This is a genomic window from Allobacillus salarius, from assembly GCF_007559425.1.
Taxonomy (GTDB): domain Bacteria; phylum Bacillota; class Bacilli; order Bacillales; family Alkalibacillaceae; genus Allobacillus; species Allobacillus salarius.
The window spans coordinates 44786-57011 of the sequence record NZ_VMHE01000014.1; the positions used below are offsets into that span (position 1 = coordinate 44786).

Here is a 12226-nt window from a genome sequence, read left to right on the forward strand (position 1 = left end):
AGTATCATAACATGATTTTTATCCATTGTAACGGAATAGCAAATTTGTATGTAAGCGCTTTATTTGCCTGCTAAATAAAAGCAGAAGACCATTTGGCCTCCTGCTTGTTTTCTTATTAAACTTTCTCAGGTTCCTCGTCCAACATACGCACATTACTTGTTTCACGAGTTGGCTGGTGTTCACCAGACTCGATTAACTCCATGTAATGACAAGCGCCTTGGTGTCCTTCTGCCATATAGCCTGCGCTTCTTAGCTCAGGTGTTTCTTCCTTACAACGTTCTGTCGCAAATGGACAGCGCGTATGGAAACGGCAGCCAGTAGGAGGATCGATTGGAGACGGTACATCTCCTTGTAAGAAGATCCGATCTTTATTATGATCTGGATCCGGTACTGGAATAGCGGATAATAAAGCTTTTGTATAAGGGTGTTGAGGGTTTTCAAAGATTGATTTCTTATCTCCTACCTCAACAATTTTTCCTAAGTACATGACAATGACGCGATCTGAAATATGACGTACAACGCCAAGGTCATGTGAAATGAATAGATACGTAAGATTCATTTCTTTTTGGAACTTTTTCAATAAGTTAAGCACTTGTGCTTGGATAGATACGTCCAATGCTGAAACTGCTTCGTCACAAACGATTAGCTTTGGATCAACAGACAATGCACGCGCAATCCCAATACGCTGACGCTGACCACCTGAGAATTCGTGTGGGTAGCGGTCTGCATGGTATGGCTGCAATCCAACTGTTTCCAACAATTCAGCAATTCGGTCGGCTCTCTTTTCTTTCGGAACGACGTTTTGAATCGCCATTGCTTCCCTTAATGTTTCACGTACTGTTTGGCGTGGGTTTAAAGAAGCATATGGATCTTGGAAAATGATTTGCATATCTTTACGCATTTTGCGCATTTCTTTTTTATTTAAGTCCAACAAGTTAACACCATCGAATTCAACAGTGCCGTCTGTCGGATTATCCAATCGTAAAATAGCTCGGCCTGTCGTTGATTTCCCACAACCGGATTCTCCAACGACGCTGACTGTTTCTCCTTCATGTACGGTGAAAGATATGTCATCAACCGCTTTAACATTGTTAACAGTCCGGCCAAAAATGCCACCTTTAATTGGGAAGTACTGTTTTAAATTTTTAACCTTCAGTAGTTCTTTCTGGCTCATATACTTTCACCCCCGGGTCGCCGTTCCACTCATCTGTGTAAATCCAACAGCGAATTTGTTCTCCATCTCCGACATCATCCAGAGATGGCAATTTTTCATGACAAAGGTTTGTTGCAAACGGACAACGCGGTGCAAATCGACAGCCAACAGGCATTTCATCCGGACTAGGGACAGTTCCTTTAATTGGTGTCAATTCCTCTTGGTCTCGATCACTACGTGGTAGAGATTTCAAAAGACCAACTGTATATGGATGACGTGGATTTTTGAATAGTGTTCTCACATCAGCATACTCAACGACTTTACCACAGTACATAACCGCTACATAATCACATGTTTCAGCAACTACGCCTAAGTCATGTGTAATCATGACGACAGACATGCCTAACTCATCTTGCAATTCTTTAATCAATTCAAGAATTTGCGCTTGGATTGTCACATCCAAAGCAGTTGTCGGCTCATCTGCAATCAACAAATCTGGTTTACACGCCAAAGCCATCGCAATCATGACACGTTGACGCATTCCACCAGACAGTTCGAATGGATACTGGTCCAATCGCTTCTCAGGTGAAGGAATACCAACAAGCTTCAGCATCTCAATCGCTCGTTTGCTACCTTCTTTTTTCCCCAATCCTTGGTGGATTTTATATGATTCTCGGATCTGCTGTCCGACTGTATATGTTGGGTTTAAAGAGGTCATTGGTTCCTGGAAAATCATTGAGATTTGATTTCCGCGGATTTTACGCATCTCTTTTTCACTTAAATCTAAGAGGTTCTTTCCTCTGAATTTTATCTCTCCACCTTTAATTTTCCCTGGGTGGCTGATCAACTGCAAAATAGACATCGCAGTAATACTTTTACCTGATCCGGATTCTCCTACGATACCTAGGGTTTTTCCTGCTGGTACATCAAAGGTCACTCCATCGACTGCTTTGACTTCACCACCTTCAGTAAAGAAAGACGTCCGGAGATCTGTTACTTCAAGTATGGATTCGTTTGTACTCAATGATTCCACCTCACTTTCATTTATTAGTCCATATCAATACGTTTGTTCAATAATGTGTATGAAATATCTACGATTAAATTTACGACTACGAAAATAACTGAAATGATTAAAATACAAGCTTGCACGACTGGGAAGTCTCTCGCCATAATTGAATCGATCACCAATCGGCCTAGTCCATTAATACTAAATACCGTTTCAGTAAGTACTGTACCTGCCAATAATGTTCCGAATTGCAAACCAACGACCGTTACAACTGGAATTAAAGCGTTCTTCAGTGCGTGTCTATAGATAACGATTTGTTCATGAACTCCCTTTGCTCGTGCTGTTCGAATATAGTCTTGAGAAATAACATCAAGCATACTGGAACGCGTCATTCGAGCAATGACTGCTGCACCGGCTGTACCTAATGTGATAACAGGTAACACGATTTGTGAGGCCGATCCCCAACCGGTTGGCGGGAACCATCCTAACTGGATAGAGAACCAGTTCATCAACATAAGTCCTAGCCAGAAGTTCGGCATAGACATCCCGAATAATGCAATAATCATAATCGTCACATCTCGCACAGAATATTGACGAACAGCAGAAACAATACCAGCAATTAATCCAATAAAAATACTTAATATCGTACTATAAATCGCCAGTTCCATCGTTATCCAAAACCTTGGTTTAATTTCCTCAAAAACTGGTGTGTTATTTCTATAAGAATAACCAAAATCCAATTGAGCAACATCTGTTACAAAATTTACATATTGAACTGGAAGCGGATCATTTAAACCCATGCTGACTTCGATCCGTTCAATTGTACTTTGAGATGCTGTTTCACCCGCAATGAGCTGAGCTGGATTCCCTGGTGTCAAATGCATTAATAGGAACACAAGCAATGTTACACCAAACAGTACGGGTATTAATTGAAATAAACGACGTATAATATAAGTTGTCATTTTTCTTTTCGCACCCCTTTCCTAGTTCTTCAATTTCGGATCGAGAGCATCTCGTAATCCATCACCGAAAATATTAAATGCCAATACAACGATAACAATTGCCATACCCGGGAAGAACGCAATATATCCAGCATCGAAAATGTAATCTCTTCCGTCATTCAGCATAGCACCCCACTCCGGCATCGGTGGCTGAGCACCCATCCCTAAGAACGAAAGCCCTGCTGCAGTAAGAATTGCTGAAGCAATATAAAGTGTCGCGTTTACAATCACCGGTGAAGAAACGTTTGGCAAGATATGCTTAAAAATAATTCGTAAGTCTGATGAACCAAGTGCACGAATAGCATCAACATACTCAAGCTTTTTCGCCGCCAATGTTGAGCCACGCACAATTCTTGCAAAGCCAGGTATTGCATAAATTGCTACTGCAATCGTAACGTTTACTAAGCTACCACCTAAAATACTTACAATCGCAAGCGCGAGTAAGATTCCTGGGAAGGCTAGTAAAATGTCTATGAGTCGCATGATGAAACTATCAATTCGCCCTCCATAGTATCCAGCAACAATTCCTAATGGTACACCCATAATGGCACCTAAGAATACAGAGCCGAACCCTACACCTAGCGTATATTTCATCCCGTAAACAATTCTAGTGAAAATATCTCTTCCCATATGATCTGTTCCAAACCAATGTTCAGCGGATGGTCGACTAAATTTGTTAATGACATCTACGTCACTTGGGTCCATTGATAACAGGAATGGACCGACGATGGATACAATTGATAAAAATACAATTGTATAGAAACCAATTAATGCAGCTTTGTTCCTTTTTAAGCGTTTATAGAAATCTTTCCATGGAGACGGTTTCTTAACGTTCATCGCTTGTAATTCAACTTCAGAATGATCAGTATTTTGTTCTATGTTTTGATTCGCCATTCCAGGAGCCCCCCTTTTTTCATTGTTGAGAAATCGGTCTCACTATATGTCTGCTCATTATTGTCTTGCCGAAACATCCAATTCGTTTTCAAAATTGTATGACATTTTAGGTAAAGAAAGTACTACTTATTATACCAATCTATTCGATTACGTAATTAGTAGATTTCTGGAAGGAAATATAGGATGTTAAGGAAGTATATTTGAACCGTTTCTAGATTATCATAAACGCTAGACAAAATTTTGACAACATTATTTCTTATATAGAAATTATTCTGAAAAGGGATAAAAGAATGAAAAATATCTTATACAATACTATTTCACTATAAATTAAAGTGCGAAGTTTGCTGGATTTTTGATTAAATGAAACCTTGCTAATTGTGAAAAAATAAGGTATGATTTTTTTAACCCTATCCTACATAGGGAAAACGATATATTCTCAAGGGGGTAACACGCACTATGAAGTCCAAAAAACTACTTTGGCTTTTCGCGTTAATGCTAGGTCTATCTCTAGTATTGGCAGCATGTGCCGGTGATGGCGAGTCTGATAGTGAAGGCGAGTCAGAAAGCGGTTCTGAAGAGTCTGGTTCTGAAGAAGATTCTAGTGAATCTGATTCTGAAGACAGTGAAGGTGAAGAAGCATCTGGAGGAGATGGCAGCAATGACCTCGTCCTAGCAGTATCTTCTGATGTTGTTTCATTAGATCCACACATAGAAAACGACGTTCCTTCCAGTAACGTTCGTGACAACATTTATGAAACTTTAGTTGAACAAGACGCAGACATGAATATCGTCGAAGGTCTTGCAACAGATTGGGAACAAAAAGATGACACGACATGGGTATTCACACTTAGAGAAGGTGTAACATTCCATGATGGTTCTGACTTTACGGCTGAAGACGTAAAAGCGAACCTTGATCGTGTACTTGACCCTGCAGTTGCATCACCACGTGCTTTCCTTTATGACATGGTTACAGAAGTTAATGTACTTGGTGATCACGAACTAGAAATTAAGACGGAATATCCATTCGCTCCACTTCTAGCTCACTTAGCTCACGATGCTGGTGGTGTCATGAGTAAGGATGTCATCGACGCTGACTATGAGAATGCAATCTCAGAAGCAGGCCTAGACATCACGCTTGATGAATATTATCAAGCAAGAGCTGACGGTAGCGAAGAGTATTCTAGAATGGAAGAAAATGATGAAGGTGAAGAGGTTGAAGCAGGTTATGTAGCAGACCTAGCGGAATACACTGGTATCCACTCTGCTCAGAACCCAATCGGTACTGGCTACTTCAAATTAGAAGAGCGTCAGTCTGGTGAAAAGACAGTTCTATCCCGTTACGAAGATTACTGGGGTGAGCCTGCCAAACCATCAACTGTTACATTTAAAGTAGTACCTGAACCATCTGCTCGTATTGCTGAATTGGAAACTGGTGAATCTCACATTGTAAACCCACTTCAGCCAACAGATGTTAGCCGTGTAGAAAGCAATGAAGATACACGCGTAAATAACCAACCGTCTACAAGCTTGTCTTACATTGGATTCAATGTTGAGAAAGAACCATTTGATGATCCAAAAGTACGTCAAGCAATTAACCTAGCTATCAACAACGAAGAGATCATCGAAGGAATCTACCAAGGTAATGGTACACCAGCAACTGGTCCATTGGCACCAGGTGTATTCGGATATGATGATAGTGTTAAAGGTTTAGGCTATGAGCCAGACCAAGCGAAAAAACTTCTAGAGGAAGCTGGCTACGGTGATGGTTTCGAAACGACTCTATGGACAAACGATAACGAGCAGCGTGTAGAAACTGCTCTTTACGTTCAAGATGCTTTGAAAGAATATGGTATTACTGTAGAAATCGAAGAGCTTGAGTGGGGTGCTTACCTAGAAAGAACTGCAAATGGTGAGCATGACATGTTCGTTCTTGGTTGGTCCACTGTAACAGGTGATGCTGACTACGGCCTATATGCATTATTCCATTCTTCTATGGCCGGTTCTCCAGGTAACCGTTCATTCTTAGAAAATGAAGAGCTTGATAAGCTTCTTGACGAAGGTCGTCGTGAGACTGACGAACAAAAACGTGCTGAAATTTACAAAGAAGCACAAGAAAAATTAACTGAACTAGCTCCAATGCTTTACATTCACCACCAAAACTACTTGACTGGTGTTCGCGAAGAAGTTCAAAACTTCTCTGTTGATACATTGGGAATCTATCAGTTAAAAGATGTTACAATCGGTGAATAATTATTGATTATTAAAACCGGAGGAATGATTTCCTCCGGTTTTTTCTATTTTTCTTTTTCTAATTCAACTCTCAACATAAAATAGCTGAGTCCCTTTTTTCCTAGATTACAACTTGGCATACATAATGACTTATTCCATTTCAATTTATTTATAATAGGACTAATGACGCAATTTTCTTTTTCTTGTAAATTTTCATTTGTTTTTATTTGAATTGCGATATAATGAAACTGATTTTATTAAAGGAGGAGAAGTGAGCGTGAAGAAAAGAAATTCCGGTTTAATCATGTTAATCGTCTCAGTATTACTCTTTTTACTTGTTCCAGTTGCTATTCAAGCAGATAGTCATGAGGACTTGATTATCTCTGAGTATGTAGAAGGTAGCAGCTACAACAAGGCAATTGAATTGTACAATGGAACAGGAAGTACAATTGACTTATCTGAATACACAATTGTTAATTTCGCGAATGGAGCTTCCCAAGAACCTGGAGATGGAAATGCAAACGCATTATCTCTTTCGGGAACACTTAATTCAGGAGATACATTCGTCATCGCAAATGAAAGAGGTTCTGATGAGCTTTTAGCAAAGGCTGATCTAACAGGATCCTCTTATTTTTATGGCTTCAACGGTGATGATGCCATTGTTTTGTTCAAAAATTATGATGAAACAACACGACAAGGTGTAGCTATTGACCGAGTTGGCGTAGTTGGAGAAGACCCAGGCAGCTACTGGGGGAACAACGACGCCAAGACTCAGAATATGACGCTTGTCAGAGACGTTGCGGTTACGCAAGGAAACACAGATCTCACCTCCCCCTTTTCGTTTGATGAGTGGATTGCTTTTTATAGCGACACGTTTGAACACTTAGGTTCGCATAATAAAGTTGAGCCTCCGTCAAATGAAGTTCAAGAAGAGTATGAAGCAACCGTTGAACGCGTTGTCGATGGTGACACCATTAAAATTCAACAAGCGATACTCGGAACAACGACAATTCGTTTTTTAAACATAGACACCCCAGAAACTTACCACTTAGACCAATATGATTCTAATTTGATAAACGAAGACCCCAATCATTCACAAAAATATCATGGTGATCAAGCAACAAAGCAATTAGCTTCCTATATTCAACCAGGCGATAAAGTTATTTTAAAAATGGGTGCAGAACCATTAGATACTTACGGCCGTTTGCTCGCTGAAGTCGTACGTAAATCAGATGGCTTAAACACGAACAAAGAAATGGTGAGAAATGGCTATGCAGCGACTTACTTTATTTGGCCAATCGGCGATCAAACAACTTATGAGGAATACCAGCAAATTCAACGTGAAGCCATTAACCAAGGGAACAATATGTGGTCTCAAGAAAACCCACTAATGGAACTACCGTTTGAATTCAGAGCTCGTTATGATGGACGAGCATTATATCGATACCCAGGTAATTCAGAAACAAAAGAATACTTCATGCCTGACGATTGGAAAAACGTCCCGATTGATAAGCGTATCTTCTTCCCGGATGAAATGTCAGCATTGAACGAAGGGTATCAACCTGCATTCGACCGTGAACCAATTATCGCTGATGCACGTGCGGCTTCAGTTGGTACGAATGTAATGATTGAAGGAACAATTACACACAAAATCAACCAATCTGGTAAAACAAATTACTACGTCCAAGATGAAACGGCTGGAATTGTCGTACGTACAGACCAACTGAATGCCAATGTCGGTGATCACATCCGTGCTGCGGGTGTAACGAATGAATATTACGACATGCTTCAGGTAGAGGCATCAAGCGCTGAGGTAATTGGTGAAGGGACAACCGTTGAGCCTACCGTCATTACGTCTGACCAAATCGGTGAAGAACTGGAGGCACAGTTGGTTCAGTTAGAAGATGTTGAAGTACTCAGCGTGAATCAATACAACGACTACACAGTAAAAGATGCTAGCGGAGAATTCATTATTGATAATGACGCGGGCTTTTTACAGGTCGGTGAAACGTATGACACAATTATCGGAGTCCTCGACTATAATTTTGGCGCTTTTAAAGTAATGCCAAGGGATGAAAATGATTTATTACAAGAACTTCCGATAACAAGCTTACAAGAGGTCAGAGATTCCGCTCTAGACACACGTGTCCATTTTGAAGGCGTCGTGACTGCCGCTTTCGCGGTCGGTGGTTCCACAAATTACTACGTTCAAGATGACAGTGCTGGAATTGTTGTTCGTCTCGCTGGTTCAGACGTAGAAGTTGGAGATAAGGTTCGCGTAAAAGGAAGAACGGAAGAGTACTTCGGTTTACTACAAGTTCAACCAACGCTTGCGAATACAACAATTGTTGAAAAAAATTCAGGTGTCCCAGCTCCTAAAGTCGTTACATCTAGTGATTTAGGTGAATCTTTAGAGGGGCAACTCGTTCAAATGAACAATGTATCTGTTGAGTCTGTTGATAATCATGCTAACTATCAAGCTAGCGATGATCAAGGAGCATTTGTCATCGACTCCTATGATGGCTTTGTCGAAACAGGAAAAACATATGAATCTGTAACTGGTGTCGTTACGTATAACTATGATGAATACAAACTGATGCCAAGAAACTCACAAGATGTAGTCGAAGCAGTTTCTTTACTCGATGGCTATGTGGCAGGTGAAAAATCCATCGCGCAAGTGACTGACTCTCTTCTCGAGATGGCTTCTGAAAAAGATATGCAAACAGCATTAAGTCAGCTTAAAGAAGAGTTAACTACGCATATTCAAACGAACGGTAATACGGAACAACATATCAAGTCGGCCATAAAGCATATTGAGAAAGCAATGATCAAATACCAGAACAACGGTAAAGATTCGCATTATAAGAAAATTGGTCACGAAATCGAAAAGCTCTTCAAACGGATGGAAAAACAAGCATCTTAATCATTAAACCAGCTAGCCATATGCGCTAGCTGGTTTATTATTTTTATTTAGACGAGTCGATTTTACGTAACATGACTTCTGAATACTTCATCATCCATATTCCAGTGGATAATCAAAATCTCGTTCATTAAGCAACGTTAATGTTTCTGCGATCGTTGAAAATGTCGGCACTCCAGGAAACCCTAGCTGATCGATGTATTGATAGGTTTTTAATTTATCCGTACACACATCAACTAAGTCTTGATCACTCGTCGCTAACTTCACACCGATGTTACCTAAAACAGATTGGTTTTTTACGAGCTTTGGAACTTCTTCTTCAATCAATGGAATAATGGCATCAATCTCTTTTTGATTACACGCTTGTATGATGGACGACATGTATTCATCATCGTCAACTGGTTTTAATAATACATAATCATCAGCAGCAAACAATGCTGGTGAGTATGGGTCTGAATCACCTGCAATCACTTTTCCTCCAGATGATTTGACAGCTTCTTTTATATATTGAGTCATTTTTACTCTAGATCCTGTTGAACAAATAAGAATGTTCATGTTGTATCACCTTCTTATGGCTTTGTATTTCAACTTGTTTTATCTATGTACTCGTTTTCAGTAAAAGTTAAACCTCATCAGGCTTGTTGTGAGACCGTCTATTAGGACAAACGTCCCTTCCCTCTCTCACTCTTTACTAAAACATTTTCTCCTCTATACTGACTAAAGACTTACGTTATTTAACGGCATGGTTTCATTTGTGTGAAATTGATTCTTTTTGAACAAAAAAATCCCTTGCTTATGCAGCAAGAGATTTTCCAGTTTGTTTATGCTTTTTTGGCACGTTTCTGATCACGTTCACGTTCACTCTTATTCAAGATTTTCTTACGAAGTCGTACCGATTCTGGAGTGACTTCACAATACTCATCTTCATTTAGAAACTGAATTGCTTCTTCTAATGTTAACGTACGTGTACTACGAATATTTACCGTATTATCTTTGTTCGCTGAACGAACGTTTGTGAGTGCTTTTTCTTTTGTAATATTAACCGTCAAATCATTTTCACGGTTATGTTCGCCTACAATCATACCCTCATAAACTTCGGTTCCTGGCTCGACAAAAATCGTACCACGATCTTCCAAAGCTAAGATACTGTAGTTCGTTACTTTTCCACGTTCTTGTGCAACGAGAACACCTGAACGTCGTCCGCCTACGCGTCCGGAAATAAATGGTGCGTACTGATCAAATGAATGGTTAATGATTCCGTAACCATGTGTTTGCGTCATAAATTCAGTGGAATATCCAATTAAACCACGGGATGGTACGTTAAACTCTAAACGAACTTGACCATTTCCTTGGTTTTCCATATTGCGCATTTCACCTTTACGCTCACCTAACGACTCCATAACCGCTCCGGTATATTCTTCCGGTACATCGATTTGAACTCGTTCCATCGGCTCACATTTCACACCATCAATTTCTTTAATGATAACTTCAGGCTTGGAAATTTGCAGTTCGTACCCTTCACGTCGCATATTCTCAATTAAAATTGACAAATGCAATTCTCCACGCCCGGAAACCTTCCATGCATCCGGTGAATCTGTAGGCTCTACTCGTAAGCTGACGTCCGTCTCTAACTGTGTCAAAAGACGTTCTTCAATTTTACGAGAAGTGACTTTCTTGCCTTCTTTTCCGACAAACGGACTGTTGTTTACAACAAAGGTCATCTGCAATGTCGGCTCATCAATACGTGGAACAGGAAGTGGGTCGTGATGATTTTGATCACAGACTGTTTCCCCAACGTTAAGATCTTCTACACCTGCGATTGCAACGATGTCACCTGCTTGTGCTTCTTGAATCTCTGTACGCTTCAAACCGAGAAAACCAAATAATTTGGTGACACGGAAGTTTTTCACTGTGTCGTCTTTTTTAATTAATGAAACGCTGTCGCCTACTTTAATTCGTCCTCGGAAAATTCGTCCAATACCAATTCGCCCGACATAATCATTGTAATCAAGTAACGTAATCTGGTACTGAAGTGGACCGTCCACATCCTGTTTCGGTGCAGGAATATGGTCCATAATCGTTTCAAACACAGGGTCCATTGTCTCCTGTTGTTCTCCTGCTTCTTTTCCAGATGTACCTTGTAGAGCTGAAGCGTAAACAACCGGAAACTCCAATTGTTCATCGTCTGCACCTAGTTCGATGAACAAATCAAGAACCTCATCAACGACTTCGTCTGGACGAGCGTTCGGGCGATCTATTTTATTCAATACGACAACTGGTTGAAGCTTTTGCTCCAATGCTTTCTTTAACACAAAGCGCGTCTGTGGCATACAGCCTTCATAGGCATCAACCACTAGAAGCACCCCATCAACCATTTTCATGATCCGTTCGACCTCGCCACCGAAATCGGCGTGTCCAGGTGTATCCATAATGTTGATTCGAGTATCTTTATAATTAATAGCTGTGTTCTTAGCTAAAATTGTAATTCCACGCTCTTTTTCAATGTCATCGGAGTCCATGGCACGTTCATCGATGTGCTCATGTTCTTTAAATGTTCCTGAGTAATGTAGTAATTGGTCAACTAACGTCGTCTTTCCGTGATCGACGTGTGCAATAATTGCGATATTGCGGATATCTTTTGAGACTTGCATATCATTCCTCCTAGTTCTTTTCAACTTTTCTATTTTACCACAATATGTGGTGAATACCTAATAATCAAAATTATTTTTTTATGTGAAAAACAAATCTATTTAAAGTGTTTTCCTGTCGATGATCTTATATGCTTACTTTCCACACTCTGAAGCTTTTAACACGTATCGATCGTAGCGAGGAATTTTTAGCATGATCCAAAAAAACCCGCCAATTGGCGAGTAGTTTTGAAATGAGTCATGTTTAACGGATCTACGGGGCAGATTGGCCTGCTCGTTTGGCGGTTTGATTCGCTTGTCGAGCGGCTAGAACCGGTTGTCGGGTGGTTCGACGCGTTTGTCGGGCGGCTGCAACCGATTGACGGGCGGTTCGAC

8 protein-coding genes are annotated in these 12226 nt (G+C 40.3%); 2 read left to right on the top strand and 6 right to left on the bottom strand.

Annotation, left to right across the window (positions count from 1 at the left end; all coding sequences use genetic code 11):
* Positions 1-115: 115 nt before the first annotated feature.
* The 4 genes from FPQ13_RS08765 to FPQ13_RS08780 are packed head-to-tail and all read right to left on the bottom strand — an operon-like array spanning position 116 to position 4054.
* Complete coding sequence (locus FPQ13_RS08765; RefSeq protein WP_144088963.1) at positions 116-1174, bottom strand: ABC transporter ATP-binding protein; 1059 nt, start codon at positions 1172-1174, stop codon at positions 116-118.
* Positions 1146-2177, bottom strand: coding sequence for an ABC transporter ATP-binding protein (locus FPQ13_RS08770; RefSeq protein WP_144088964.1), 1032 nt, complete (start codon positions 2175-2177; stop codon positions 1146-1148). The genes FPQ13_RS08765 and FPQ13_RS08770 overlap by 29 nt, the downstream gene beginning before the upstream one ends.
* 23 nt (positions 2178-2200) lie before the next feature.
* Entirely contained in the window at positions 2201-3121 is a 921-nt protein-coding gene (locus FPQ13_RS08775; protein ID WP_144088965.1) for an ABC transporter permease, read from the bottom strand.
* 21 nt (positions 3122-3142) lie between these two features.
* A complete protein-coding gene (locus tag FPQ13_RS08780; protein ID WP_377863165.1) occupies positions 3143-4054 on the bottom strand; it encodes an ABC transporter permease in 912 nt (303 codons plus the stop codon).
* Positions 4055-4510: 456 nt separating this feature from the next.
* Here FPQ13_RS08780 and FPQ13_RS08785 point away from each other — a divergent pair, with 456 nt between their 5' ends.
* A complete protein-coding gene (locus tag FPQ13_RS08785) occupies positions 4511-6304 on the top strand; it encodes a glutathione ABC transporter substrate-binding protein (protein ID WP_144088966.1) in 1794 nt (597 codons plus the stop codon).
* 256 nt (positions 6305-6560) lie between these two features.
* Entirely contained in the window at positions 6561-9206 is a 2646-nt protein-coding gene (locus FPQ13_RS08790; protein ID WP_144088967.1) for a thermonuclease family protein, read from the top strand.
* A gap of 90 nt (positions 9207-9296) precedes the next feature.
* On the opposite strand, the gene FPQ13_RS08795 is transcribed toward FPQ13_RS08790, so the two are convergent.
* Both FPQ13_RS08795 and typA read right to left on the bottom strand, forming a co-directional pair.
* Positions 9297-9758, bottom strand: a complete 462-nt coding sequence (locus FPQ13_RS08795; RefSeq protein WP_144088968.1) for an ATP-grasp domain-containing protein — start codon at positions 9756-9758, stop codon at positions 9297-9299.
* A gap of 266 nt (positions 9759-10024) precedes the next feature.
* Positions 10025-11854: a translational GTPase TypA gene (typA, locus tag FPQ13_RS08800; protein WP_144088969.1), complete on the bottom strand. Its 1830-nt coding sequence runs from the start codon at positions 11852-11854 to the stop codon at positions 10025-10027.
* Positions 11855-12226 lie beyond the last annotated feature (372 nt).

Excerpts from the sequence above, each read along its gene's own strand:
- FPQ13_RS08775 (WP_144088965.1), bottom strand. The coding sequence starts at position 3,121 with ATGACAACTTATATTATACGTCGTTTATTTCAATTAATACCCGTACTG.
- typA (WP_144088969.1), bottom strand. The coding sequence starts at position 11,854 with ATGCAAGTCTCAAAAGATATCCGCAATATCGCAATTATTGCACACGTC.
- FPQ13_RS08795 (WP_144088968.1), bottom strand. The coding sequence starts at position 9,758 with ATGAACATTCTTATTTGTTCAACAGGATCTAGAGTAAAAATGACTCAA.
- FPQ13_RS08780 (WP_377863165.1), bottom strand. The coding sequence starts at position 4,054 with ATGGCGAATCAAAACATAGAACAAAATACTGATCATTCTGAAGTTGAA.
- FPQ13_RS08785 (WP_144088966.1), top strand. The coding sequence starts at position 4,511 with ATGAAGTCCAAAAAACTACTTTGGCTTTTCGCGTTAATGCTAGGTCTA.
- FPQ13_RS08765 (WP_144088963.1), bottom strand. The coding sequence starts at position 1,174 with ATGAGCCAGAAAGAACTACTGAAGGTTAAAAATTTAAAACAGTACTTC.